The organism is Burkholderia anthina (genome assembly GCF_902498995.1).
Lineage (GTDB): Bacteria > Pseudomonadota > Gammaproteobacteria > Burkholderiales > Burkholderiaceae > Burkholderia > Burkholderia anthina.
On the sequence record NZ_CABVLY010000012.1, the window covers coordinates 15,812 to 41,100 of the forward strand.

30 protein-coding genes are annotated in these 25,289 nt (G+C 68.3%); 3 read left to right on the forward strand and 27 right to left on the reverse strand.

Annotated features, from left to right (window positions below; genetic code table 11):
* Window positions 1–262: 262 nt before the first annotated feature.
* The 15 genes from BME24068_RS16780 to BME24068_RS16850 all read right to left on the reverse strand — a co-directional run bounded on the left by BME24068_RS16780 (window position 263) and on the right by BME24068_RS16850 (window position 12,686).
* Window positions 263–1,393, reverse strand: a complete 1,131-nt coding sequence (locus tag BME24068_RS16780; protein WP_174926744.1) for a porin — start codon at window positions 1,391–1,393, stop codon at window positions 263–265.
* A 281-nt stretch (window positions 1,394–1,674) separates the two neighbouring features.
* The gene (locus tag BME24068_RS16785; RefSeq protein ID WP_096506771.1) at window positions 1,675–2,352 is read right to left on the reverse strand and encodes a response regulator; all 678 of its coding nucleotides are present in this window, start codon (window positions 2,350–2,352) and stop codon (window positions 1,675–1,677) included.
* A gap of 15 nt (window positions 2,353–2,367) precedes the next feature.
* Window positions 2,368–3,735, reverse strand: a complete 1,368-nt coding sequence (locus BME24068_RS16790; RefSeq protein WP_096506770.1) for a sensor histidine kinase — start codon at window positions 3,733–3,735, stop codon at window positions 2,368–2,370.
* A gap of 73 nt (window positions 3,736–3,808) precedes the next feature.
* Window positions 3,809–4,657, reverse strand: coding sequence for an ABC transporter permease (locus BME24068_RS16795; RefSeq protein ID WP_174926745.1), 849 nt, complete (start codon window positions 4,655–4,657; stop codon window positions 3,809–3,811).
* 59 nt (window positions 4,658–4,716) lie between these two features.
* On the reverse strand, window positions 4,717–5,514 hold the full coding sequence (locus tag BME24068_RS16800; protein WP_096506768.1) for an ABC transporter ATP-binding protein: 798 nt from the start codon (window positions 5,512–5,514) through the stop codon (window positions 4,717–4,719).
* A gap of 121 nt (window positions 5,515–5,635) precedes the next feature.
* Complete coding sequence (locus BME24068_RS16805) at window positions 5,636–6,640, reverse strand: ABC transporter substrate-binding protein (protein WP_174926746.1); 1,005 nt, start codon at window positions 6,638–6,640, stop codon at window positions 5,636–5,638.
* 145 nt (window positions 6,641–6,785) lie between these two features.
* The gene (fliR, locus tag BME24068_RS16810) at window positions 6,786–7,568 is read right to left on the reverse strand and encodes a flagellar biosynthetic protein FliR (protein ID WP_174926747.1); all 783 of its coding nucleotides are present in this window, start codon (window positions 7,566–7,568) and stop codon (window positions 6,786–6,788) included.
* A gap of 28 nt (window positions 7,569–7,596) precedes the next feature.
* Window positions 7,597–7,869, reverse strand: coding sequence for a flagellar biosynthesis protein FliQ (gene fliQ / locus BME24068_RS16815; protein WP_006750427.1), 273 nt, complete (start codon window positions 7,867–7,869; stop codon window positions 7,597–7,599).
* A gap of 19 nt (window positions 7,870–7,888) precedes the next feature.
* The gene (fliP, locus tag BME24068_RS16820) at window positions 7,889–8,650 is read right to left on the reverse strand and encodes a flagellar type III secretion system pore protein FliP (protein ID WP_174926748.1); all 762 of its coding nucleotides are present in this window, start codon (window positions 8,648–8,650) and stop codon (window positions 7,889–7,891) included.
* Between the two features lie 36 nt (window positions 8,651–8,686).
* Window positions 8,687–9,253: a flagellar biosynthetic protein FliO gene (gene fliO, locus BME24068_RS16825; RefSeq protein ID WP_174926749.1), complete on the reverse strand. Its 567-nt coding sequence runs from the start codon at window positions 9,251–9,253 to the stop codon at window positions 8,687–8,689.
* Window positions 9,250–9,720: a flagellar motor switch protein FliN gene (fliN, locus tag BME24068_RS16830; RefSeq protein ID WP_096506765.1), complete on the reverse strand. Its 471-nt coding sequence runs from the start codon at window positions 9,718–9,720 to the stop codon at window positions 9,250–9,252. The genes fliO and fliN overlap by 4 nt, the downstream gene beginning before the upstream one ends.
* The gene (gene fliM, locus BME24068_RS16835) at window positions 9,713–10,711 is read right to left on the reverse strand and encodes a flagellar motor switch protein FliM (RefSeq protein ID WP_096506764.1); all 999 of its coding nucleotides are present in this window, start codon (window positions 10,709–10,711) and stop codon (window positions 9,713–9,715) included. The genes fliN and fliM overlap by 8 nt, the downstream gene beginning before the upstream one ends.
* Window positions 10,712–10,733: 22 nt before the next feature.
* Window positions 10,734–11,270, reverse strand: coding sequence for a flagellar basal body-associated protein FliL (fliL, locus tag BME24068_RS16840; RefSeq protein WP_174926750.1), 537 nt, complete (start codon window positions 11,268–11,270; stop codon window positions 10,734–10,736).
* A gap of 203 nt (window positions 11,271–11,473) precedes the next feature.
* Complete coding sequence (locus BME24068_RS16845; RefSeq protein ID WP_096506762.1) at window positions 11,474–12,196, reverse strand: LrgB family protein; 723 nt, start codon at window positions 12,194–12,196, stop codon at window positions 11,474–11,476.
* 13 nt (window positions 12,197–12,209) lie between these two features.
* On the reverse strand, window positions 12,210–12,686 hold the full coding sequence (locus BME24068_RS16850) for a CidA/LrgA family protein (protein WP_174926751.1): 477 nt from the start codon (window positions 12,684–12,686) through the stop codon (window positions 12,210–12,212).
* Between the two features lie 141 nt (window positions 12,687–12,827).
* Here BME24068_RS16850 and BME24068_RS16855 point away from each other — a divergent pair, with 141 nt between their 5' ends.
* Window positions 12,828–13,754 carry a LysR family transcriptional regulator gene (locus BME24068_RS16855; RefSeq protein ID WP_174926752.1) on the forward strand — a complete coding sequence of 309 codons (927 nt, stop codon included), beginning with the start codon at window positions 12,828–12,830 and terminating at the stop codon, window positions 13,752–13,754.
* Between the two features lie 23 nt (window positions 13,755–13,777).
* Here the strand turns inward: BME24068_RS16855 and BME24068_RS16860 are convergent, their stop codons facing one another.
* From BME24068_RS16860 to BME24068_RS16875, 4 genes are all read right to left on the reverse strand, one after another.
* On the reverse strand, window positions 13,778–14,164 hold the full coding sequence (locus BME24068_RS16860; RefSeq protein WP_096506759.1) for a type II toxin-antitoxin system VapC family toxin: 387 nt from the start codon (window positions 14,162–14,164) through the stop codon (window positions 13,778–13,780).
* Window positions 14,161–14,409, reverse strand: coding sequence for a type II toxin-antitoxin system Phd/YefM family antitoxin (locus BME24068_RS16865; protein ID WP_096506758.1), 249 nt, complete (start codon window positions 14,407–14,409; stop codon window positions 14,161–14,163). The genes BME24068_RS16860 and BME24068_RS16865 overlap by 4 nt, the downstream gene beginning before the upstream one ends.
* 109 nt (window positions 14,410–14,518) lie before the next feature.
* Window positions 14,519–16,081, reverse strand: coding sequence for a DHA2 family efflux MFS transporter permease subunit (locus BME24068_RS16870; protein ID WP_174926753.1), 1,563 nt, complete (start codon window positions 16,079–16,081; stop codon window positions 14,519–14,521).
* Between the two features lie 179 nt (window positions 16,082–16,260).
* Window positions 16,261–16,749, reverse strand: coding sequence for a MarR family winged helix-turn-helix transcriptional regulator (locus BME24068_RS16875; protein WP_096506756.1), 489 nt, complete (start codon window positions 16,747–16,749; stop codon window positions 16,261–16,263).
* Window positions 16,750–16,925: 176 nt separating this feature from the next.
* Here BME24068_RS16875 and BME24068_RS16880 point away from each other — a divergent pair, with 176 nt between their 5' ends.
* On the forward strand, window positions 16,926–17,210 hold the full coding sequence (locus BME24068_RS16880; protein ID WP_172441924.1) for a multidrug ABC transporter ATPase: 285 nt from the start codon (window positions 16,926–16,928) through the stop codon (window positions 17,208–17,210).
* A 280-nt stretch (window positions 17,211–17,490) separates the two neighbouring features.
* Window positions 17,491–19,050, forward strand: a complete 1,560-nt coding sequence (locus tag BME24068_RS16885; protein ID WP_174926754.1) for an efflux transporter outer membrane subunit — start codon at window positions 17,491–17,493, stop codon at window positions 19,048–19,050.
* A gap of 30 nt (window positions 19,051–19,080) precedes the next feature.
* Here the strand turns inward: BME24068_RS16885 and BME24068_RS16890 are convergent, their stop codons facing one another.
* Genes BME24068_RS16890 through gspG form a run of 8 tightly spaced genes read right to left on the reverse strand, consistent with a single transcriptional unit; the run spans window position 19,081 to window position 25,123 of the window.
* On the reverse strand, window positions 19,081–19,869 hold the full coding sequence (locus tag BME24068_RS16890; protein WP_096506753.1) for a type II secretion system protein N: 789 nt from the start codon (window positions 19,867–19,869) through the stop codon (window positions 19,081–19,083).
* 31 nt (window positions 19,870–19,900) lie between these two features.
* On the reverse strand, window positions 19,901–20,407 hold the full coding sequence (gspM, locus tag BME24068_RS16895) for a type II secretion system protein GspM (RefSeq protein WP_174926755.1): 507 nt from the start codon (window positions 20,405–20,407) through the stop codon (window positions 19,901–19,903).
* Window positions 20,404–21,777: a type II secretion system protein GspL gene (gene gspL, locus BME24068_RS16900; protein ID WP_174926756.1), complete on the reverse strand. Its 1,374-nt coding sequence runs from the start codon at window positions 21,775–21,777 to the stop codon at window positions 20,404–20,406. Before gspL ends, gspM begins: the two co-directional genes overlap by 4 nt.
* A 24-nt stretch (window positions 21,778–21,801) precedes the next feature.
* Window positions 21,802–22,935, reverse strand: coding sequence for a type II secretion system minor pseudopilin GspK (gene gspK, locus BME24068_RS16905; protein WP_174926757.1), 1,134 nt, complete (start codon window positions 22,933–22,935; stop codon window positions 21,802–21,804).
* A 2-nt stretch (window positions 22,936–22,937) separates the two neighbouring features.
* Complete coding sequence (locus tag BME24068_RS16910; protein ID WP_174926758.1) at window positions 22,938–23,642, reverse strand: PulJ/GspJ family protein; 705 nt, start codon at window positions 23,640–23,642, stop codon at window positions 22,938–22,940.
* Window positions 23,620–24,075, reverse strand: coding sequence for a type II secretion system minor pseudopilin GspI (gspI, locus tag BME24068_RS16915; protein WP_174926759.1), 456 nt, complete (start codon window positions 24,073–24,075; stop codon window positions 23,620–23,622). Before gspI ends, BME24068_RS16910 begins: the two co-directional genes overlap by 23 nt.
* Before the next feature lie 2 nt (window positions 24,076–24,077).
* Window positions 24,078–24,626 carry a GspH/FimT family pseudopilin gene (locus tag BME24068_RS16920; RefSeq protein WP_174926760.1) on the reverse strand — a complete coding sequence of 183 codons (549 nt, stop codon included), beginning with the start codon at window positions 24,624–24,626 and terminating at the stop codon, window positions 24,078–24,080.
* A 44-nt stretch (window positions 24,627–24,670) separates the two neighbouring features.
* Window positions 24,671–25,123 (reverse strand): type II secretion system major pseudopilin GspG, encoded by a 453-nt coding sequence (gspG, locus tag BME24068_RS16925; RefSeq protein ID WP_096506748.1) that lies wholly within the window; start codon window positions 25,121–25,123, stop codon window positions 24,671–24,673.
* Window positions 25,124–25,289 lie beyond the last annotated feature (166 nt).

Consider the following 25,289-nt stretch of genomic DNA (forward strand, 5'->3'; position numbering starts at 1 on the left):
AAACGCTAGCGAGTCGGTCGGCGCAGGTCAAGCACCGATGCGAGGCAAGCATGCGCGCATCCGCCGCGATCGCCCGCCGGACGGGCCGCAGGCGGCTTCGGGCCGGTTGTCGCGGCGCTCGCCGGCGGGCGTTTCCCGGAGCGCCGGCACCCGCCGAAAACGACGAAAAAAAGGGCACGGTCAGCGCAATGCGCCGCCGTGCCCGCATGGAGAAGTCTCGAACGAAGAAAACGGCGGGGCGCGGCGCGCCCCGGCCGCCGGATCAGAAACGCGTACGGACGCCCGTCGTCAGCTCGAGCTGGTTTTTCGCGCCGAACGTCGACGACACCGTGTAACCGCCGTGCAGCTTCATGTAGTCGCCGGCGAGGTACAGCTCGGTGCGTTTGCTCAGGTGATAGAACACCGACCCGTAGAGCGTTTCCTTGAAGCCGTTGCCGACACCGCTGGTCAGGCTGAACGCGCCGAGGTTCGCGTTCGGGATGAAGCCGTCCGAGGTGTACGCGGCGTTCTTGACCCGCATCTGCTGATAGCCGAGCTCGTAGTCGAGCACGCCCTTCGGCTGGATCTTCATCGACACCGTCCATGCGTCGTCGTGACGCTGGCCGAGCGAGCCCTGGTCGCCGTTGTAGCGGAAGTAGCCGGCGTTCAGGCGCACGATGCTGAACGTATAGTTGCCGCCGACCGAGAACGTCTGGTTGGTGTAGCCGCCGTTGTTCACGTGGTTGTAGAAGCCCGACACGTTGAACGGGCCGCCGTTGTAGCCGAGCGCGAGCTGGTATGCGGAGCCGGTCGCGAACGCGGTCGAGTTGCTGAACTGGTAGCCGGCGCTCGCGAAGATGCCGTTGCTGAACAGCTTCTTCCACGCGAGGCCGTTGTTGTAGCGCGTGCCGGTCGGGCTGGCCGCGTAGAAGATCATCTGCTTGAAGTTGTTCGAGTTGGTCCAGCCGCCTTCCTCGGCGGACAGCTTCGCGGAGCCGTATGCGTCGCCGTAGATCGCCGATGCGTCGCGCGCGATCGTGTTCTGGAAACCGGCCGTCAGCTTGCCGAAGCGCGCGTCTTCGATGCCGACCCAGGCGTCGCGATCGAAGATCTGGCCGTTGTCTTCCATCTGGCCGTTCGCGACCACGTATTCGCTTTCGAGGCGGAAGATGACCTTCGTGCCGCCGCCGATGTCCTCCGCGCCTTTCAGGCCCCAGCGGCTGCCGCTGAACCACGGCTCGCCTTCGTTGCCCATCCCGATCACGTGATTGCCGTTCGCGTCGGCGTGGGTCCGGTAGGTCGGAAAGCTGAGGTCCATCAGGCCGTAGAGCTGCACGCTCGACTGCGCGTGCGCCTGGGTGCCGGCACAGAGGCCCGCCGCCGCGATGGAAAGGGCAAGGGTTTTGCGTTTCAAGATCGTCTCCTCCTGGCTGCCGCATTGAAATGTTTATTGGCACTACGTAATGTATGCCGGCTGTTGCCGGCCACAGCGAGAGGGCCGACGCGTAGCATGGTAGAGGGTGCAATCCTTCATGCCGCTTTCCCGGCAGCAAGAATCGGATCGGTGAAAACACCGAACGCGCGGCGATCACGAATCGGGCAGGCGAGCGGCCGCCGCCCCGACGGGCAGCCGCCGGGTTTTCAGAAAAGATTCGTTATGCGAAGGGATGGACGAGGGCGGGGAGCGCGACCGCGTCAGTCCTGCACGCTCTTCGCGCGCAGGATATAGCCCAGCCCGCGCAGCGTGATGATCTCGGCCGTGCTGCCGGCCAGATGCTTGCGCAGCCGGTGGATATAGATGTCGATCGCGTCGGCGCTCGGCTCGTCGTCGAGCGCGAACACGCTGTCCATCAGCCGCGCCTTCGACACCGTCTTGTTCTGCTGCAGCATCAGCGTTTCGAGGATCGCATGCTCGCGGCGGCGCAGCGCGAGCACCGCGTCGCCGCAGCGGAATTCGCGCGTGCCGAACGCGTAGACGAGATCGCCGCATACGAGCTGGGTCGTGCCGACGCCGGCCTGCCGGCGGATCAGCGCGCGGATCCGCGCGACCAGTTCGCGCGATTCGAACGGCTTGACCACGTAGTCGTCGGCGCCCGCGCCGAAGCAGTCGACCTTGTCGTCGACCGAGCCGTGCGCGGTCAGCATCAGCACCGGCACGTTGTCGTTGCGGCGCCGCAGTCGCGCGAGCACCTCCTTGCCGCTGATGCCGGGCAGCCGCATGTCGAGCAGCACCGCGTCGTAGCGTTCGGTCTTCAGCACCGTGTCCGCGCGCTCGCCGTCGCCGACGCAGTCGACCGCGAAATCCTCGCCGCGCAGCAGGTTCACGATCCAGTGCGCGAGTTCGGCGTTGTCTTCGACCAATAGAAGTTTCATGACGGCATCACGTTCTCAATCATAGGCGGGCAGCCGCACGGTCACGACGACGCCGCGATTGCCCGGCCCCGGCGCGAGCGACGCGCTGCCGCCGTGCGCCTGCGCAATCTCGCGCACGATCGCGAGGCCCAGGCCCGAGCCTTCGGTGTCGGCCGACACGCGGTAAAACCGCTTGAACACATGCGGCCGCGCTTCGGCCGGAATGCCCGGGCCGTTGTCGATCACGTCGAGCACGATCGTGTCGCCATGGCGTTGCGCGGCGACCGTCACGCAGCCGCCCGGCTGCGTGTAACGCACCGCGTTGTCGACGAGGTTCATCACCAGCGCGGTCAGCAGGCTGTCGCTGCCCGCGACGTCGAGCCGCTCGCCGAGATCCGCGCCGAGATCGATGTCGCGCCGCTGCGCGAGCACGATCGTCTCCTCCAGCACGCTCGACACCACGGCCGCGAGATCGACGCGATGCGTGAGCAGCGTCGACGGCGTCGCTTCCGCATGCGCGAGCAGCAGCAGCTTGTCGGTCACGTCGGCCATCTTGCGGCTGCTGCGCTGCATGCTGTCGAGCACCGACGCGAGCGCCGGATCGTCGCGCCCGCGCTGCTGTGCGTACTGGATCTGCGTGTCGAGCACCGCGATCGGCGTGCGCAGCTGGTGCGCGGCGTCCGCGATGAAGCGGCGCTGCGTGGCCGTATGCGTATTGAGCCGCGCGATGCACTGGTTGATCGCGTCGACGATCGGCCGCAACTCGTGCTGCAGCCGCTCGGGGCGGATCGGCTCGAGCTCCATCGGTCCGCGATCGGCGACGTCGTCCTTCAGCTTCATCAGCGGCCGCAGCTCGAGCGTGAGGCCCAGATAGACGAGCACCACCGCGAGCACCAGCATCAGCGACAGGCGCACGAGCTGCGGGCGCCAGATCGTTGCCACCATCGCATCGTGCGAACGCGTCGTCTTCGCGACCACCACCGTCACCGTCTCGATCTGCCCTTCGTCGTACAGCTGGCGATCGTAGGCCGCCGCGCGCAGCGGCACGCCGTCGAGCGAGGTGTCGTACAGCGTCGGCTCGACGCCGTGCCGCCCGGACACCTCGAGCGCCGGGTGGCCCGCGAGCAGCCGGCCGTGGCCGTCGATCACCTTGTAGAACACCGAATCCCGCGACGGCGATTCGAAGATCTCGAGCGCGGCCGGCGGCACGTCGGCGACGGGCAGCCCGTTGCGCCATTCGACGTCCTCGCCGATCGTGCGCGCGGATGCGACGAGCGCGCTGTCCTGCACGAGCCCGGCCGTGCGCCGCGCGGTGTCGTACGACATCGCGCCCGCGATCAGCACGAAAGCCGCGAGCGGCAGCAGCAGCCACCACAGAAGCCGCCCGCGCAGGCTGTGCGCCATGCCTTCTCCTCAATGCCGAACCGCGCCGGGGCAGCCGGCGCGGTTCGGGCGTGTCATGTGATGCGGGCGGTGCTCAGAACGCGGCGGGACGCCACTTCAGCAAGCGCTTCTCGACCCAGGTCAGCAGGTAGTCGGCGGCCAGCGCGACCACGGCCAGCACGATCATCGCCGCGAACACGCCGCTCGCGTTGAACGCGCCCTGGGCGGTGGAGATTAGCAGGCCGATGCCCTGCTTGGAACCCAGAAATTCGCCGACCACCGCACCGACCAGCGCGAAGCCGAAGCTCACGTGCAGGCTCGCGAGAATCCAGCTCAGCGCGGACGGGATCACGACGGCCGTGGTGATCTGCCGGCGCGACGCGCCGAGGATCTGCGCATTCGCGATCAGGTAGCGGTCGGCTTCGCGCACGCCCTGGAACGCGTTGCCGAACACGACGAAGAACACCATCACGACGGCCAGCGCGATCTTCGACGCCATCCCGAGGCCGAGCGCGATCACGAACACCGAGCCGAGCACGACGCGCGGAATCGAGTTCGCGATCTGGATGTACAGGCCGAACACGTCGGCCATCAGCTTGTTGCGGCCGAGCACGATCCCGCAGATCACGCCGGCGACCGAGCCGATCAGGAAGCCGATCGCGGTTTCCTCGAGCGTGACCCACACCTGCGTGAGCAGCGGGCCCTGCGACGTGCCGTTCACGAACCAGTCCTGGATCTGCTCGAAGATCAGCGACGGCATCGAGAAGAAGAACGGATCGATCCACTTCAGCCGTGCGGCGAGTTCCCACCCGCCCAGCACGACGACGAGCACGGCGATCCGCAGCCCGACGATCAGGTTGCGCCGGCGGCGCAGCCGGCGTTGCGCGGCGCGCTCGTCGTCCTCGAGCGTGGTCGCCGGAAGGGCGGTGGTGGGAAGCGTCATGTCGGTCATGCTCCTGTCCTTGCTGTGTGTTGCCATTGCCTGCCGTGCGGCTTATGCGGTCAGCCGATCTGCACTTCTTCGCGCAGGTCGTGCCAGATGTCCTTGGAAATCTCGATGAAGCGCGGGTCGTAGCGCACTTCCGACATGACGCGCGGGCGCGGCAGGTCGATCTCGTACACGCGCTTGAGCGTCGCGGGGCGCGCGGTCAGCACGAACACGCGGTCGGCGAGCGCGATCGCTTCCTCGAGATCGTGCGTGACGAACACGACCGACCCCTTGTTCGCGGACCACAGCTGCAGCAGCTCGTCCTGCATCAGCGTGCGCGTCTGCATGTCGAGCGCGGAGAACGGCTCGTCCATCAGCAGGATTTCCGGCTGGTTGATGAAGGTCTGCGCGAGCGCGACGCGCTTGCGCATCCCGCCGGAGAGCTGATGCGGATAGTGCTTGGTGAACTTGTCGAGGCCGACCTTGCGGATCCATTCCTCGGCCTGCGCATACGCGACGTCCTTCGAGCGGCCGCGAAACAGGGGGCCGGCCGCGACGTTGTCGATCACGTTGCGCCACGGGAACACGGCGTCGGCCTGGAACACGAAGCCGATGCGCGGGTCGATCCCGTCGACCGGGCGGCCCATCACACGCACTTCGCCGGACACCGGCTTGAGCAGCCCGGTGATCAGGTTCAGCGTGGTCGACTTGCCGCAGCCGGTCGGCCCGACGATCGCGATGAACTCGCCGCGCGCGACGCTCATGCTGAAGTCGCGCAGCGCGACGGTGGCCTTGCCTTCCGGCGAAATGAAGCGGCACGACACGTTGCGAAACTCGATCGCTGGTGTGCTCGGGGAGACTGCCTGGTTCATCGCATTCGTCCTGCGGGTGAAGAGGGCGCCGCATCGTGGCGACGCCGGGCCGGTCAGCCGGGCCGGAACGGGGCGCGCACGGCGGCGGGATCGCCGCCGCCGGCGCCGGTACCGAGGTCGGTTACTTCGCGTTCACGAAATCGTTGGTATAGGTGCGCGCCAGGTCGATGTGCTTGCCCTTCACCGACGGGTTGAACGCCGACAGCACCTTCAGCACGGTCGCCGGGCCGTCCGCCGGCATCTTCGCGTCGGCCGTATACATCGGCAGCGACGCCTTCAGCGCGGTCACGTACAGCGCCTTGTCCTTCTGGTAGTCGGCCGGCATCTTCGCGGCGATTTCCTCGGCGCTGTGCGTGTGGATGAACTGCATCGTCTTCGCGAACGCATGCGCGAGCTTGGTCGCCTGCGCCTTGTTCGAATCGGCCCAGGCCGACTGCACGTACAGGCTCGCGGCCGGATAGGTGCCGCCGAGCGCGGCGCGCGTGCCGTCGACGGTGCGCATGTCGACCAGCACCTTCGCGTCGCCCATCTTCTCGAGCGCGGACACGGTCGGCTCGGTCGTCATCCCGGCGTCGATGCGGCCTTGCTTGATCGCGGCGATGAAGCTCGCGTCGGCGCCCACCGGCAGCATCGTGTACTGGGTCGACGGTACGCCGTGCTGCAGCGCGAGGTATTGCGTGAGGAAACTCGTCGACGAGCCGAGGCCCGTCACGCCGAGCGTCTTGCCTTTCGCATCGGCCATCGACTTGAAGGTCGGCGCCGCCTTGGTCGACACCATCTCGACTTCGCCCGGCACCTGGCCGAACACGGCGATCGCCTTCACGTCCTTGCCCTTGCTCTGCAGGTCGATCGTATGGTCGTAGAAGCCGACGACGGCCTGCACGGCGCCCGCCAGCAGCTCGTTCTCGGCGTCGACGCCGGCCGGCTGCGACAGCAGTTCGACGTCGAGCCCTTCGGCCTTGAAGTAGCCGAGTTCCTGCGTGAGCCGCGCGGGCAGGTAGATCAGCTTCGCGATTCCGCCGACCATGATCGTGATCTTGCCGCCGTCGTCGGCGAAAGCGGGGTGAGCGGCGAGCGCGCAGCTCAGGCTGGCTGCCACGGCGAGGGTGCGCAGGATGGGTCGCATCGGGTCGTCTCCTTCGTTGTATTCGTATGGCGCGATGCTTGCTGCATCGTCATCACCGAGTATAGGTAGACGAAACCTTCCGCCACCTTTCGCGGGGTGGCGATTCCTTTAGGGGTTTTCCAGCAATCGGGGAAGCACAGGGGGTCTAGCGCCAACCCGGCAACACCCGCCCCATCGCGTCGAGCCCCATGTCGAACAGGTGCGACACGAACGGCACGAGGTTCGGGATCATCAGTTGCACGAGCAACAGTCCGACCAGCATCGTGACCGGAAAGCCGATCTGGAAGACGCCGATCTGCGGCGCCGCGCGGTTCAGGATTCCGAGCGCGAGGTTCGCGATCAGGAGCGCCGCGACCACCGGCAGCGCGAGCAGCAGCCCCATCTCGAACACCGTCGCGCCGAAGGCGGCGAGCGTGCGCCAGCCGGGCGCGTGCAGCAGGTCGGCGGACACCGGCAGCGACTGGAACGACGCGGCGAGCGCCGCGAACACCTGCAGATGGCCGTCCACCGCGAGGAACGCGAGCATCGCGATCGCGTTCAGGAACCGCCCCATCACCGGTGTCGCGCCGTTCGAATGCGGATCGAAGAAGGTCGCGAAGCCGAGCCCCATCGACAGCCCGATGAAGTCGCCGGCCGCCTCGACCGCCGCGAACACGATCTGCATCGTGAAGCCCATCGCCGCGCCGATCAGGAACTGCGTGACGATGATCCAGATGCCCTGCGCGGAGAACACGGTGACGCCGGGCATTGCACCGAGCGTCGGCGCGACGACCAGCGCCATGAACGCGGCCACGCCGATCTTCACGCGCACCGGCACCGACGCGTGACCGACGACGGGGGCCGTCGCGACGAGCGCGAGGATCCGCACGAACGGCCACAGGAAGGCGATCAGCCAGCCGTTGAGCTGCGCGTAGGTAACGGAGAACATCGCGGTGGAACCGGGCCTGGCGCGCCGGTCAGCCGGCGCCGAGCGTTGCGACGTGCAGCAGCGTCTGCCGCAGGTAGTCGAGCATCGTCGTCAGCATCCACGGGCCGGCGATCACGAGCGTCGCGGCCACCGCGAGCAGCTTCGGGATGAACGACAGCGTCGATTCGTTGATCTGCGTCGCGGCCTGGAACAGGCTCACGACGAGGCCGACCGCGAGCGCGACCAGCAGCAGCGGCGCGGCGAGCAGCAGGCCGACCATCATTGCCTGGTGCGCCAGCGTCATCACTTGTTCGGGTGTCATCGCGCGATTCCTCCGCCGCTCACATGAAACTCTGCGCGAGCGAGCCGATCAGGAGCTGCCAGCCGTCGACCAGCACGAACAGCATCAGCTTGAACGGCAGCGACACGGTGGACGGCGACACCATCATCATCCCCATCGACATCAGCACGCTCGCGACGACCATGTCGATGATCAGGAACGGGATGAAGATCGTGAAGCCGATCTGGAACCCGGTCTTGAGTTCGCTCGTGACGAACGCGGGCACCAGCAGCGACAGCGGCACGTCTTCCGGGCCCTGCATCGGCGCGGCCTTCGAGATCTTCGCGAACAGCGCGAGATCGGTCTCGCGGGTCTGCTTCAGCATGAAGGTCTTGAACGGCGCGACACCGCGCTGCACGGCCTGCTCCATCGGCAGCGCGCCGTCGGAGAACGGCTTGTAGCCGTCGGTGTAGGCGCGGTCGAGCACCGGCGACATCACGAAGAAGGTGAGGAACATCGCGAGGCCGACCAGCACCTGGTTCGGCGGCGTCGTCGCGGTGCCGAGCGCCTGGCGCAGCAGCGACAGCACGATGATGATGCGCGTGAAGCTCGTCATCATCAGCAGCATCGCCGGCAGGAACGACAGCATCGTGAGCAGCAGCATCGTCTGCACGCTCAGCGAATAGGTGGTGCCGCCGTTCGGGCCCGGGCTCGTGTTGAACGCGGGCAGGCCGGCCGCCTGCCCGCACGCGAGCGCGGGGGCGAGGCCGAGGATCAGCACGGGCGCGAAGCGCGCCGCGTGGCGCAGGAATGCGTGTTTCATCGACATGCGGGAACGGAAAGAGGGCACGGCGCCATGTCAGCGGTCCTTGCCGCGCCCGAGACGCTTCGCGGCTTCGCCCGCGAGCGCGTCGCGAAAGCGCGCGCCGAACGTGCCGGGCAGCCCGCGGTCGGCCGGTGCGGCGCCGGCGGGTGCATCGGTCGCGGCGGTCGCCGTCGTCACCGCCGCCGAGCCGGCCGGCAGCGTATGCAGCAGCCGCACGTTGCCCGGCGCGACGCCGAGCACGAGCCAGGTGTCGCCGATCTCGACGATCGTCGCGCTTTCCTTCGCGCCGAGCCCGACGCTCGACACGACCTTCAGCGGGCCGCCGCGCCGCGCGGGCTGGAACCCGAAGCGGCGCGCGAGCCACGCGCAGCCGAACACGAGGCCGATCACGACCGCGAGCCCGACGAGCGTTTGCAGCACCGCGCCGACGCCGAGCGACGGCGCGGCCGAACCGACGATCACGCCCGACGCGATCGCGCCGGCGTGGTTCACCGCGTTCATGTCGGCCGCGCCGGCCGGCGCGCAGGCGAGCGACGCGGCGACGGCCGCCGCCGCTGCAGTCGCGCGGCGCATGCGGCGGCCGAACGGCGCGGCTTTCATCGATTCAGCTTCCGGATGCGTTCGGCCGGCGTGATGATGTCGGTCAGCCGGATGCCGAACTTGTCGTTGACGACGACCACTTCGCCCTGCGCGATGAGGCAGCCGTTCACGAGCACGTCCATCGGCTCGCCGGCGAGGCCGTCGAGCTCGACGACCGACCCCTGCGCGAGCTGCAGCAGGTTGCGGATCGCGATCTTCGTGCGGCCCAGCTCCACGGTCATCTTGACCGGGATGTCGAGAATCATCTCGATGTCGTTGTGCGTCGAGCTCGGCGCGGCCTTCGACAGCGGCTGGAACACGCCGGCGCCCGTCGCACCCGCCTGCACCGGCTGCTGGTTCTGCTCGGCGAGCGCGGCGGCCCAGTCGTCCATGCCCGGATCGGCCTGCGCGGCGGCAGCCGATTCCGCGAGGGCCGCGTCGGCGAGCGCCTGCGGGTCGAGATCGGGCGTCTGGTTCAGCTCACTCATATCCACCTTCCTTCATCGTGTCGCCCGCGCTGATCATCTTCTGCACGCGCAACGCATATTGACCATTGAAAATGCCGTAACCGCATTCCATCACCGGCACGCCGTCGACCTTCGCGACGATCGTGTCCGCGATTTCCAGCGGCAGCACGTCGCCCGTACGCAGGTTCAGGATCTTCTCGAAGTTCGTCGAGATCTCGGCGAGATCCGCGCTCAGCTCGACCTCGGCGGCCTGCACCTGCTGCGACAGCACGCGCACCCAGCGGCGGTCGACTTCGAGCGCCTCGCCCTGGATCGGCGAGCTCAGCACGTCGCGGATCGGCTCGATCATCGAGTACGGCATGCAGATGTGCAGCGTGCCGCCGGTCGGCCCGAACTCGATCGAGAACTGCGTGACGATCACGATCTCGTTCGGCGTCGCGACGTTCGCGAACTGCGTGTGCATCTCCGAGCGCATGAATTCGAACTGCAGCGGCCGCACGCTCTTCCACGCGCTCGCGTATTGCTCGAACACGAGGTTCAGCAGCTTGCCGATGATCCGCTGCTCGGTCGCCGTGAAATCGCGGCCCTCGACGCGGGTGTGAAAACGCCCGTCGCCGCCGAACAGGTTGTCGACGACGAAGAACACGAGGTTCGGATCGAACACGAACAGCGACGTGCCGCGCAGCGGCTTCACGTGCACCAGGTTCAGGTTCGTCGGAATCGGCAGGTTGCGGGTGAACTCGCTGTACTTCTGCACCTTCACCTGGCTCACGGAAATCTCCGCCGTGCGCCGCATGAAGTTGAAGATGCCGATCCGCAGCAGCCGCGCGAAGCGGTCGTTGATGATCTCGAGGCCGGGCATCCGGCCGCGGACGATCCGCTCCTGCGTCGCGATGTCGTAGGGGCGGACGCCCGACGGGTCGTGCTGCTCGTCGACCGTATCGGTTTCGCCCGTAACGCCCTTGAGGAGGGCGTCGACCTCCTCCTGGGACATGAACTCCTGGTGGCCCATGCGCGCTCCTTTTTCGGCCGCGTTACTGGACGACGAATTCGGTGAACAGCACGTCGTCGACCCTCGCGCGCTCGTTGCCCGGCTGCGTCGGTTGCCCGATCAGCTCCTGCAATTCTTTCGCGAGCGCACGCTTGCCGTCCGGCGTCGCCAGATCCTCGGGATGCTTGTTCGACAGCGCGAGCAGGATCCGGCTGCGGATTTCCGGCATCCGCGCGGTCAACTGCTCCTGCGTCTTCGGATCGGTGAGCTTCAGCGACAGGCCGACGCGCAGGTAGTGCTGCATGCCGTCGTCCGACTGCAGGTTCACGGTCAGCGGGTCGAGCGGGAAAAACACCGGCGCGGCGAGCGGCGCAGGCTCGGCGTGCGTGCTCGGATGGCTGACGCCCGCCTTGCTCATGAACACGTACATGCCGGCGGCGGCAGCGGCGGCCGCACCCAGCGCGATGACGGCGATGAGCGCGATGCGCTTGAACTTGCCCGACGAAGCCGGCTTGTCGGCAGTCGGGTTTGCGGTCGTGGAGGCCATGTGAATGCGTGCGTGATATCTCGTAGCATGCATTGTTCGGCATCCGGGCCGGACGCGATGGGTGGAAAAGAGGGGGGATTTGCGGCTATCTCAGCCGATTGTCGGTCGGGTGTCGGCTCGATGCAGGGGGAAACGGCGGGGAAGCGGCCATGCGGAACGGGGCACGGCCTAGCGGGCGCTCGGGCCGCGAATGGAAGCGGCGGGCCGGGCCGGCCGCGGCGCCCGCCCGTGCCTCGTCAGATCGGCAACAACGACAGCAGCGGTGCGATCAGCACCATCGCGACACCCGCGATCATCATCGTGAGGCTCGACACGACGCCTTCCTCGCTACCGATCTCGCGCGCCTTCGCGGTGCCCACGCCGTGGGCAGCGGCGCCGAACAGTGCACCGCGCGCGAGCCGCGTGCGCATCGGCACCAGCGCGAGCACGATTTCGCCGAGCAGCATCCCGCAGATGCCGGTCGCGATCACGAACAGCGCGGTGAGATCCTTCGGCGCGTGGATCTTGTCGGACACGGCGAGCGCAAACGGGGTCGAGACCGAACGGGTCATCAGCGAGCGCTGCAGCTCCGGCGACAGGTGCAGCAGCTTCGCGAGCAGCAGCGAGCCGCACACGCCCGCGCCGATCCCGACCGCGACGCCAACCGACAGCGACAGCCAGTGGCGGCGGATCAGGTCGCGATACTCGTAGATCGGCACCGCGAACGCGATCGTCGCCGGGCCGAGCAGCCACATGAGCCAGCGCGTGTCGCGGAAGTAGACCGAATACGGGGTGCCGGTCAGCACGACGAGCAGCACCAGCACGCCCGGCACGAACACGAGCGGCGAGAACAGCAGCGTCTTCTTGTACGCGTAGAGCCGCTTCGACACGAAATACAGCACGACCGTCAGCACGAAGCAGCCGACGGAGATCGCGGTATTCACCTGATCGGCGGACAGATTCGACAGCGGCGCAAACATCGCAGGCTCCGGCTCAGTGGGCAGATACGGTGGCGAGGCGCGCGCGGCGGCGTTCGGCGCACACGCGCTGCGCGGCGAGCCGGCGTTCGAGCTTCGCGGCGAGGTCGACCGCGACGGCCACCGCGACCATCACGAATGCGGTGCCGGCGAGCATGACCAGCGCGATGCGCCAGCCGTCCTCGCGGAACAGCCCGCCGTACTGGACGGCCGCAACGGCGGCCGGCACGAAGAACAGCAGCATGTCGGACAGCAGCCAGTTCGCGCCGTCCTTCACCCACGCCGGCGCGACGCGGCCCGAGAACAGCAGCACGAGCAGCACCGCGAGGCCGATCACGCCGGACGGCACCGGCAGCCCGACCGCGCGCACGGCCCAGTCGACCGCCATCCACAGCACGCCGAGCGCGGTGGCCTGCAGCACGATCCGGCCCGTGCGCGCAACGTTGCCGGAAGCGGCGGGGCGGGCGGTGGCTATGGCGGTCGGCTTGTTCATGGCGGGCTCCATACAGAGGATGCTGTCAATGGCATCAGTATAGGGTTTCCCCTAACCATAAATAAAATGACTTGTCTCTATCCTTGTCATTCCAATTCGGAATTCAGTTGCGGCTTGCCGCACCAATCTGGGGAGTGATCGATGGAATTGCGCGCGCTGCGGTACTTCGTCGAGGTGGTCCGTCAGCAGAGCTTCACCGCGGCCGCCGACCGCCTGTTCGTCACGCAGCCGACCATCAGCAAGATGGTGAAGGCGCTCGAGGACGAGATCGGTTCGCCGCTGCTGTTGCGCGACGGCCGGCAGATGGTGCTGACCGACGCGGGGCGGATCGTGTTCCAGCGCGGCCAGGACGTGCTCGCCGCGCAGGCGCAGCTGCAGTCGGAGCTGAACGATCTCGGCACGCTCGGGCGCGGCGAGCTGACGATCGGCATTCCGCCGCTCGGCGGGTCGCTGTTCACGCCGATCATCGCCGCGTACAAGCAGCGCTATCCGAACATCGAGCTGAAGCTGTTCGAGCAGGGCGCGCGGATGATCGAGGCCGCGCTGACGTCGGGCGAGCTGGAGCTCGGCGGGCTGCTGGAGCCGGTCGATCCCGGCACGTTCGACCGGCTGCCGATGGTGCGCGCGCCGCTGTGGCTCGTCGCGCCGCGCGAGTCGCGCTGGGAGGATCACGCGGCCGTGCCGCTCGCCGACCTCGCCCGCGAGTCGTTCGTGTTCTATGCGGAAAGCCTCGCGCTGCACGACGCGGTGCTCGATGCGTGCCGGCAGGCCGGCTTCACGCCGTCGATCGTGAGCCGCAGCGGCCACTGGGATTTCATGGCGGCGCTCGTGCACGCGGGCGTCGGCATCGCGTTGTTGCCGGAGCCGTACTGCCGGCGGCTCGACACGCGGCAGTTCACGTGCCGGCCGATCGTCGAGCCGGAGATCACGTGGGCGATCGCGCTCGGCTGGCTGAAGAAGGGGTACCTGTCGCACGCGGCGCGGGCGTGGCTCGACGTCGCGCGCGCGACGCTGCCGATCGCATCGGGCGACGATCTCGCCTTTGGCGGGTTGCGGGCAAGGGAGTGACGCCAGGCCGATGCCCGGCGCAATCAGACGTGTGTGATCGGGCCCGGATAGCGCGCGACCGTTTGGTCGTGCGTGAGCAGCGTGACGCCCTCCGAGATCGCCTGGGCGACCAGGAGACGGTCAAACGGATCGCGGTGGATCGACGGCAGTTGTTCGACCGCTAGTGCATGCGCGCTCGTGATGGGCAATTCTACGTAGCCGACATCAAGAAGATTGCGGCGGAGCACGTTTGGGTCCACCCGGAAATCGTCGCGCTCCAATCCACGCTTGATGACGATCTCCCAGAGGCTCGCAACGCTGAAAAGCGGTGTATGCGCGGGATCGTCGATGAGCGCGCTGGCGCGGGCGGGCAGCTCGGCTGCGCCGGCTGCCGCCCAAAGAAGCAAGTGTGTGTCGAGCAGCAACTTCATGCGTCACCCTCGAACAGCTTGCCGATTTCGTCGCTCCCCATTGCGTCGAAATCGTCCGGGACGCGAATCTGCCCCTTCATGAAACCGATCCGGCTCGGCCGGACCGGGTCCGGCGTATTGATCGGAACCACTTTGACGAGCGGCTTGCCGGCTTTTGCGATCACGAACGATTCGCCGGCACGCACGGCTTCGTCGATCAGCCGCGACAGATTCGTTTTCGCGTCATGCATGTTGTAGGTATGCATCAGCCCTCCGATTGAACTAAGTTCACAATTATGGTTAGCTTAGTTCATCCCGGTAATCCACGCAAGCGCGCGCGTAGGCCGAAAGTACCCGTCGCCAGTCCTGTCGGGTTCAATGCCCCATCGCCGGGCCGGCCCCCTTCTTCGGCTTCGTGATCCACACGAGCGCCGCGAGCGCGATGAACATGGCCGCCGACAGATAGAAGAAATCGTTGGTGGCCATCATGAAGCCCTGCTGCGTAACGAGTTGGTTGAGCTGCGCGTTGGCCGTCTGCCCGACGATGCCGAGCTGCGCGAGCGCGCCCTGGTAGTCGGTCGTGTTCTGCGCGTAGATGCTCACCGATTCCGACAGCCTCGCGTGGTGGTAGATCGCATCGTTCTCCCAGAACGTCGAACTGGCCGCAGTGCCGATCGCGCCCGACAGCGTGCGCAGGAAGTTCGACAGCCCCGATGCGCTCGCGAGCCGGTCGTCCGAGATGCTCGACAGCGTGATCGTCGTCATCGGCACGAAGAAGCACGCGACGCCGATCCCCTGCACGAGCCGAGGCAGGATCACGTGGTTGAACGGCACATCGAGCGTGAACGTCGAATTCCAGATCGACACGCCCGCGAACACGATGAACGCGAAGCTCGCGACCATCCGCAAGTCGAGCCGGTGCATGTTGCGCCCGATCAGCGGCGACAGCACGAGCGCGAGCAGCCCGACCGGCGCGGTCGCGAGGCCGGCCTTGCCGGCCGTGTAGCCCATCACCGTCTGCAGCCACAGCGGGAAGATCACGACCGAGCCGAAGAACGCCATGAAGCCGAACGAGATGATCAGCGCGCCGAGCGCGAAGTTGCGGTCCTTGAAGAGCGACAGGTCGACCACCGGCTCCTTCTCCGTCGCCTCCCACACGAGCATGAACGCGAGCGACACGACCGCGATCAGCGCGAGCGCGACGATGAAGGTCGAGTTGAACCAGTCGCGATCCTTGCCGAGGTCGAGCATCATCTGCAGGCACGACACGCCGATCACGAGCAGCGCGAGGCCGATCGCGTCGATCCGCTGCTTCGACGTCTTCGTCTCGCGGCCGCGCAGCAGGAAGTACGCGCAGGTCGCGGAGAAGATGCCGATCGGCAGGTTGATGTAGAAGATCCACGGCCACGTGTAGTTGTCGCTGATCCAGCCGCCCAGCAGCGGGCCGAAGATCGGCGCGACGATCACCGTCATCGCCCATAGCCCGAGCGCGAGCCCGCGTTTCGCGGGCGGGTAGCTGCGCATCAGGATCGTCTGCGACAGCGGCACCATCGGGCCCGACACGAGACCCTGCAGCAGCCGGAACGCGATCAGCGTCTCGAAGTTGTTCGCGAGGCCGCACAGCGCCGACGCGATCGTGAACGCCAGCACCGACAGCGTGAACAGCCGCACCTCGCCGACGCGCCGCGCGAGCCAGCCCGTGAGCGGCACCGCGATCGCGGATGCGACGGAATACGACGAGATCACCCACGTGCCTTCGCTCGTCGCGACGCCGAGGCTGCCCGAGATGGTCGGCACCGCGACGTTCGCGATCGACGTGTCGAGCACTTCCATGAAGGTGCCGAGCGCGAGCCCGACGGTGAGCAGCGCGAGCGCGCCGCCGGTGAGCGGTGCGGGTTCGGCCGCAGGCGGCGCGGCGGATGCCGTGGTGGCGGACATCGGAATCTCCTAGACGCGGCGCGCGCGACGCGCCGGCACGACGCACGGGCGCGCGACACCGCGCGGCCCGTCCGGATGGAACAGGGTGGCAGGGAAGCGAAAGACCACGTGCCGCGTCATCTTCTGCCCAGACAGAGAAATAAGCGAATGCTTAACCTAGACATCGTGTCTCCGTGCGCTCAGCGATCGGGGTCGTCGGGAGTCGGGCAGCCGGCGTCGCCGGGCCCGTTCGCGATGAAGCGTTGCAGCAGGCCGGTGAGCATCGCGAGTTCGTCGGCCGAGAAGCCGGCGAGTTGCGCGTTCAGCGCGGTGGCGATCAGCGACGGCAGCGCGCGGGCCGCATCGGCGCCGCGCTCGGTGAGCGTCAGCTCGATCATCCGGCGGTCCTGTTCGCTGCGCGAGCGCGCGACCAGGCCCTTGCGCTCGAGGCGGTCGAGCATCCGCGTCATCGACCCGCTGTCGTACGACATCTTGCGCGACAGCTCGAACGGCGTGCGCGCATAGCCGCGCGACAACAGCAGGATCACGCCGATCTGCTGCGCGGTGAGGTCGAACGGCTCGAGCGCGCGGTCCATCCGCTCGACGAGCGCCTGCCGGGCCTTGGTCAGGTAATAACCGAGGCTCGTTTCCAGTGCGATGGTGTCGGGATCGTAGAGGCCGCCGTTCATGCGATTTGCGCGCGCAGCAACAGTGCGTTTCAGGTTAAAACGCGCCCAGTATCTTGAAAAATGATTGCTTAGTCAATATTATTTCAGTCAACCAGTTACGACGTGCGTGTTGCACTGCCGGAGACGATGTTCTGACCGCTTCGCCCGCGCTGCCGGGCACCCCGAGGATGTTCGCGATGCTGTCCCTGAAAAATGCCGCCGGCGCGCTGCGCCGCAACCTGACCGATACCACCCATCATGTGTTTTCCGGGCCGCACCGCGGCTGGAAGATCGCGCTGTACGTGACGATGCTGGTGGTGCCGGGAGGATCGCTCGCGGCGCTCGGGTTCGCATGGTTCGATCATCGCCGGCAGCGCAATGCGAAGGGCGCCGCCCGCCGCACGGGTCAGCCGTCGGCCACGGAGCCGTCGTCATGGCGGTCCGCCGCCGAATCCGTCCCGCTGCCCGTGCGCTGCCACTGACGCCACCGGCATCGCGCCGCTCTCGCCATCCTGACCGGGCACCGGCCGCGCGATGCGCGGCCCGTCGCCGTGCCCGCCGCGCGCCTGCCACACTCGCAAGCGATCCGTAATGCCCGGTAAACCGGCCGGTCGCGCCGGTAACACATTCGTGCCGTTGCACACCGTACCCTTAGGGCTGCGCAGCAACCCCGCCGTCAGTTACCATTTGTCCGCCAGCGGCACAACGACCGCATCGCGCGACGCCGCTCGCTGGCCGTCGCGCCCAGACAGGAAAACCACGATGCCGTACGCCCCCCTCCCGCGCGCCCTTCGCCCGCTGAGCGCCGCCGTCGCCGTTGCGACGGCCGTGCTGCTCGCCGGCTGCGCCGTCGGGCCCGACTACCATCGGCCCGACACGTCGATCCCCGCCGCATACAAGGAGGCGCCGGCCGGCTGGAAGGTCGCGCAGCCCGCCGACCGCACCGACCGCGGCCCGTGGTGGACGGTCTACAACGATCCGCAGCTCGACGCGCTGATCGACAAGCTCAACGCGTCGAACCAGACCATCGCGCAATCGGCCGCCGCGTACCGGCAGGCCCGCGCGCTCGTCACCGAGGCGCGCGCCGCGTATTTCCCGACCGTCGGGCTGACCGCGTCGGGCTCGCGTTCCCGCTCGGGGCGTACGTCGGTGTCGTCGGGCACGTCGTCGAATTTCAGCGGCAGCTCGTCGATCAGCAACAGTTACAGCGTCGGCCTCGATGCGAGCTGGGAACCGGACCTGTGGGGCAAGGTGAGCCGCACCGTCAGCGCGCAGCGCGCGGGCGAAGCGGCCGCCGCGGCCGATCTCGCGAACGCGCGGCTGTCGCAGCAGGCGCTGCTCGCGCAAACCTATTTCCAGCTGCGCACGTCCGATGCACTGCAGAAGCTGCTCGACGACACCGTGAAGTCGTACGGCGAATCGCTGAAGCTCACGCAGAACCAGTACGCGCAGGGCGTGGCCGCGCGCGCGGACGTGATCCAGGCGCAGACGCAGCTGCAGAGCGCGCAGGCGGCGTCGATCGACAACGGCGTCGCACGCGCGCAGTACGAGCATGCGATCGCGACGCTGATCGGCGAACCGGCGTCCACGTTCTCGCTGCCGCCGGCCCCGCTCACGGCCGAACCGCCGATCACGCCGGTCGACGTGCCGTCCGCGGTGCTCGAGCGCCGGCCCGACATCGCGGCGGCCGAACGCCGCGCGGCTTCCGCGAACGAGCAGATCGGCGTCGCGATTTCCGCGTTCTTCCCGACGCTCACGCTGTCGGCAAGCGGCGGCTTCGAGAGCTCGGTGTGGTCGCAGCTGTTCACGCTGCCCGCGCGCTTCTGGACGGTCGGCCCGCAGCTCGCCGCGACGCTGTTCGACGCGGGCCTGCGCGCCGCGCAGACCGACGCCGCCCGCGCGACCTACGACGAGAACGTCGCCGCGTATCGCCTCACGGTGCTCACCGCGTTCCAGGACGTCGAGGACAATCTCGCGTCGCAGCGCATCCTCGCGCAGGAAGTGGACGTGCAGCGGCAGGCCGTCGACAGCGCCGAGCACTCGCTCGCGATCGTCACGAACCAGTACAAGGCCGGCACGGTCGCGTACCTGAACGTGCTGACCGCGCAGACCACGGCCTTCACCGCGCAGCAGAAGCTCGCGACGATCGCCGGGCAGCGGATGGTGTCGTCGGTCGGGCTCGTGAAGGCGCTCGGCGGCGGCTGGAATACGTCGGAGATGGCGCGCGAAACGGGTGACATGGCCGCGCCGGCACCGGCGTCGGGTGCGGCGGCGCCGGCCGCGACCGCACCGGTGGCCGCCACGCCGCTCGCGCAGAAGTAGAAACGGAAAGGGGCGACGTCGCTGCGCGCGTCAGCGCATCGCGTCGCCGAAGATCAGCGACACCTGGTTGTTGCCGATCGGATGACCGAGCAGATTCAGCAGCCCGGCGAGGTTCGCCTGCTGCTCCGGCGCCGCGTGCGCGGTGCCGCGAAACGATCCCTGGCCGGGGCCGAAGCTGCCGTGTCCGTCGAGGAACAGCGGCCCCTGCGTCGTCGACAGGTCGAGATCGGCCCCCGTCCCCTTTGCCTGCAGCACCGCACGGTACGACCCGAGCGGCTTCACGCGCGACACGCGCGAACTCATCGAATCGATCGTCACCGTCAGCTGGCCGTACGCGTTGTTGCCGAGCAGGCGCCAGTCGGTCCAGCCGAGCCGCACGTCACCCTGCAGGTCGAGCGTGTTGAACGGCGTGCCGAGCCCGGCGAGCAGCGACGCGGGCACGGCCATCGTGCCCGCCGACAGCACCGCGCCGCGCCACGTCGCGTCGAGCGTGACCGCATCGGGCATCGCCTCGGTCTGCCGCATGTGCATCTGCACGCGGCCGGTGAGGAGCGGCCAGAAGCGCGTCGTCCATTCGACGCGGCCGGGCAGCAGCGTGGCCGCGCTCTGGTCGGCGCCCGGCGCGAGCATCAGCGTGCCCGAGCCATGCCACAGCGATCCGTCCGGATCGACGAGATTCACATGCCCGCCGGTCGCGCGCGCGAACTGCGGCGCGATCCACGCGGCCGGTGCGAGCGCGATGAGCGTCACCGCCGTCGCGAACCCGCCTGCCACCCCCCACGGCAATGCAGCGACGAGCCGCCTGATCCCCGGCCTCATCGGCCGACTGCTGCGTGTTTCATCCACTGCGTCATTTCTGCATCGAGGGTTGCATCACGGCCGTCAGGTCGACCTGGCCGTCTTCCTTCAGCCCGGTCACGTGCGCTTCGCCGACCTGCACCTTGAACTGCCGGCGCGCGTCGTCGAGCCACTGCGTCCACACCGGGAACGGCACGTTTTTCATCTGGATCTGCACGCCGTTGCCGACGACCTGCGCCTGCGCGCCCTGCAGCCCGTGATCGGACAGCGATGCGGCAAGCGCATCCTTCAGCGCCAGCCCGGTCGGCGCAACGCCTTGCGCGGCGGCTGTCAGCGACTTCGCCTCGTTGGCCTGCGCGGTCATCTCCGCGAGCTCGCGGCGCATCGTCGGCAGCGTGTTGCGGATCCGCGCGCTGCCTTCCTGCGCGGGCGACCACAGCACCGAATACGCAATGGCGACGGCCAGCACGGCGCCGCCCCAGCCGAGCAGCATCTTTTCGCGCTGCGAGCGCTCGCCCCAGAACTGCGCGAGCGTCTGGGTCAGTTGTTCGGTCTTCATGAGCGGCTCCGGATCGTCCATTTGCCGGTGCTGCTGTCGACTTCGCCGGCCAGCCCGTTGCGTGCGAGACGCTGCGGGAAATCGGGGTCCACCTTGACCTCCGGCTTGAAGCCGACGTCGAGCCGCCGGTCGTGATAATCGAGCGATGCGATTCCGTTCAGCGGCAGCGCGCCCATCGAACGCGACAGCCCGCTCGACAGCGCGAGAAAATCGTTCGGCGACAGCTCGCCCGCCGCGAGGCGCAACTGGTCGAGCTGGCGCTGCATCTGCGCGGGCGGATCGAGCACCGTCGTCGTCTTCGGGAATGCGGACAGCAACGTCTCGGTGATCTGCGCGGACAGCGCATCGCGTTCGCGCGACAGCTTCCACCAGTGCAGGTTCATCCCGATCACGGCGACGCCGAGCGTCGCCGCGGCGAGCGCGATCGGCACGCGCAGGCGCTTCAGCGTCGCGCGGTCGAAGCGCCACGGCTGCGATTCGAATTCAAACTGGCACAGATCCAGGCGCTCGCTCAGCGCGCGCCGCGCGAATGCGTCGAACGACAGCGGCTGCGCGCCCGGCAGCAGCGAGCCGTCGCCGGAGCCGACCGATGCGAGCCGCGGCTCCGCGCCCGGTTCGCCGAGTTCGTACAGCTCGACGTCGCCGCCGCCCGAGAGCGCGGCGAGCGTGCCGCTTGCGCGCGCGGCAGGCGCTGCAAAACCTTCGCCGAGCGCGCCGCGCGCAATCGCGAGTTCGAGACGCGGCGCACCGGCCGCGGCCGGCTGCGCGCCGGCTTCGACGAGCACCGGTTCGACCGCGGTCGCGAGGCCGAGCACCGCGGCCACCGCGGTCGGGCGCGCGAGCGGCTCGGCCGCATCCGTGATCGCGGCAGCTTGCGCGGCTTCACCGTCGGCCGGCGTGTCCGACGCAGCTTCCGCCACTGCGGCGCGCGGCGCCGGCAGGCAGCGCGTCGCCGGCACCGCGCTCAGGTGCCGGTGGCCGGCCGCGGTGAACGCGTCGCAGATCGTGCGGAACCACGCGCGGTCGACGACGGCCAGCACACGGCGCCCGTCGGGCAGTGCCGCCGGATCGAGCGCGATGTGGCAGCCGGCCGGATCCTGGATCAGCTGATCCTCGACGATGTTGGGCAACGCCTGGCGCAGCTTCGGCCCCTTGAGCGGCGGCACGGTCGCGGCCAGCAGCAACACGTCGCGCGCGGCGACGATCAGCACCGTCGCGTTCGCGCGCGGCAGCAGCGTGAGCGCGGCGCGGCCCGCGCGCTGCACGTGGCCGGCCTTGTCGACGAGCGCAAACGGCAATTCGGGCCACTGCCATTCCTGTAACGGCACGGCCGGCTCGCGCGGCGGCAAAGAAACAATCAGCGTGCTCAAGAGCTCCTCTCCCGAATGGCGTCGTTATAGCTGGTCGCGGATGCGCACGACCCGCGTCGAGTGCGTGGTCGGATCACGATACACGAGCGAGGTGCGATCGACCTCCGCGCGATCGTGCTGGATCCGGCCATGCACGATGAAGTAACTCGAATTGACGTCGACGAGGCTCGAGTCGATCGTCACGTTCGGCGCGCCGGCACCGCGCAGCGCGAGCTGCACGTCGCCGACGTTGCGGAAAAACACGGTCTCGCGGCGCGACACGAGCGCCTGTGCCGACGACACGCTCATCCCCGGCACGAGCGCGGCGATCACCTCGGCCGGCGCGGTATTCATGTTCACGGGCGTCGTGGTCGGCAGCACGGTGACGAACGGGCGCAGCCGCGCGACCATCTCGGGCGTCACGCCGTCGACGTCGAGCAGGCTGTCGACGCCCGTCATCATCAGCGGAGCGGGCCCGCGGTCGCCGCCGGACATCCCCGGGTCGTCGGTGAAGTTGCCGGCCATGTCGCCGCCGGGCACCGGCGCGGTGGCGGCCGTCCCGGCGCCGGGCAGCGTCGGCGTCTGGAAACGCGTTGCCGAATGCATGAGGCCGGCGCGCATCTGCAGTGCGATCCGCTTCGCGAGCGCGCCGTCGTAGCCGAGCGTCGCCAGCAGCCGCTGGAACGCCTGGAGCTGCGTCACGTTGAGTTGCAGGACGCCGGGCGCCGGCGACGACACGAGGTTGCGCAGGTTGAACTTCGCCTGCGCGTCCTCGATCGATCCGGAGATGTAGGTGTCTTCGCCGCCGCCGTCGTTGGGCGCGCCGATCCGGCCGAGGAAGTCCGACAGCTTGGTCTTCGCGATCGGCACGGCCCAGATCCCGCCGAGATAGGTGATGCCGGGCGCCGTGTCGCCTTCGGAGCGCAGGATCATCCGCGTCCAGTCGAGCGCGCCGCGCGCGACCCACTGCGCCTGCGCGAGCACGCGCTGGTTCTCGATGCGGCGAATCTGCACCTGCTGGCGCCACAGCATGCCCGACACGAGGATCGCCGACAGCGCGACGACCAGCAGCGCGGTGATGATCGCCGCGCCGCGTTCGCGGCGGCCGCGAGGTCCGCGCGCCGGCACGCGCGCGGCGGCGCGGGCGGCGAACCGGAAACGGGGAGGGCGCGTGCGCATCGTCATTCCCCGACGAGGAAGATGCGCGTGACGGGCACGCGCAGCGACGTCGCGCCGATGCTGACCTGCAGCCCCGTCACCGCGCGCGTCGGCGGCGCGTTGCCGATCTGCGGCACCTTCAGCGCATCGTTGTTCTGCGCGAGCGCGTCGTTGGCCGTCTGCAGATTGGTGGTCCAGCCCACGCGCGGCACGTACAGCTTCGCGTCGATCGCACCGACGCCGCCCATCAATGCGACCCGGCTCCAGCCGTCGACGCTGCTGTCCTTCAGCACGTCGTGCAGCCGGTTCGCATCGTCGATCGGCGGCGACGCATAACGCACGACGCGGCCGCCGGCGATCCGGTAACGGACCACCTGCAGCCGCGGCGCGGCGCCCGGCACGTCGAGCTCGCGAACGATCTGCAGCGTGTTGCCGGCGACGCCGATCGCCGGCTGGCCGGCCTCGTCGTCGGTCGCGGCAAGCCGCGCGTCGATGCGCATCTGGTCGAACATCTGCGCGAACACGCGCTCGTCTTCCATCGCGGACGCGACCTTGTCGCGACCGCGCATGATCTGGTCGAGCCCGCGCCACGCGAGGATCGCGACCACCGCGAGGATCGCGATCGCGATCATCAGTTCGATCAGCGTGAAGCCGCGCACGCGGCGCGAGCCGGCGAAACGCGCGGGCCGGCGCCGCGGCGGCGCGTCAGAGCGGACGGCTGGTTTCATTCGCGACCACCGTCACCATTTGTGCGAGCACGCCGGCGCGCCCCGGCATGCTCACCGAAACCTGCACGCGCCGGAACACGGGGTTCGGCGTCGTGCTCACGCGTTGCGTGCAGACGAGCTGCACGTTGCCTTGCGAACAGTCGAAACTCTGCTCGCCGACCTCCGGCCACGCATGCGTGAGACGCAATTGCGCAAGTGCATTGTCCGCGCTCCAGCCGGCGAGCAGCCGGCGATGGAGATCGGACGCATTGGTCGCCATCGTGCCGACCGCACGGATCGACGCGGCGAGCGCGACCGCGATGATCGCGAGCGCGACGAGCACCTCGATCATCGTGAAGCCGCGTGCGCGGAAGAACGTACCGTTGGCGCGCCGCGAACGAAGTCCTTGCGAGGGGCGGAGCGAAGCAGGCGGGAAGGGCATACGACGACGCATCGTCACTGCACCTCGTAACGACCGTTGCCGGTGCCGACGATCGTCGCGCTGCCGACGGCCGAATGCAGCGTCACGCGCACCGGCGTGTCGATGCTTTCGGTGCCGAACACGACGCGGCTCGCACGCGTGTCGGACCCCGGATAGTCGATCTCGGCGCTCGTGACGCCGCCGTCCCAGTCGCGCGGGCGCAGCAGGTCGTCGCGCAGCGTGCGCCAGCCGTCGGGCGAGCTCACGTCGAAACGGAAGCCGTGCGCGGTGGGCTGCCACGCGATCGGGTGTGCGCGCACCTGCGCCTCGTCGCCGGCGGTCTCGAACAGCAGCGCGATGCGCTGCGCTTCCTCGCGCAGATCGGTACGCGGATTGCGCGTGAGCGACAGCGACGCAAGCGACACCAGGAGGCCCGCGATCACGAGCACGACGAGCATCTCGAGCAGCGTGAAGCCGCGTGCGCGCGTTGGCGCGACGGCCATGGCCGCGCCGCGACGCACGTGGCTGTCGCGGCCGGCGCGACTGTCGCGAGCTGAGCGCAACGGCGTGCGAAGGGCGGGCATGGCAATGAAGAACGGGAACGAACGTCGGGCCGGTCAGCGCACGCTTACTGCCACGAACCGATGTCGGTGTCGTTGCCGTCGCCGCCTTCCTTGCCGTCGGCGCCGTAGCTGAACACGTCGATCTCGCCGTGCACGCCCGGGTTCAGGTACTTGTACCCGTTGCCCCACGGATCGTTCGGCAGGCGCTCGAGATAGCCGCCATCCTTCCAGTTGTTCGGGATCGGGTCGGTGGCCGGCTTCTGGATCAGCGCGGTCAGGCCCTGCTCCTGGGTCGGATAGCGGCCGTTGTCGAGACGGTACAGCTTGAGCGCCTGCATGATCGTGCCGATGTCCTGCTTCGCGGCGATACGGCGCGCCTCGTCGGGGCGGCTCATGATCTTCGGCACGATCAGTGCCGCCAGGATCCCGAGGATCGCAACCACCACCATGATCTCGATCAGCGTGAAACCGCGCTGACGGCGCACGGCCGCATTACGGCGAGTGATCCACGTTTGCATGACTGACTACCTCTTTCCAAAAAAATGTCGTCGATTGAGTGACGCACCCGGATGCATTCCGGACGCCTGCCTGACGACAGGCTTCCGATACCCCGGGCGCGGAGCACGCATTGTAAGGCGCGCATTGCCGAGGGCTTTCACCCAACGCAAATTTCATATACATCCG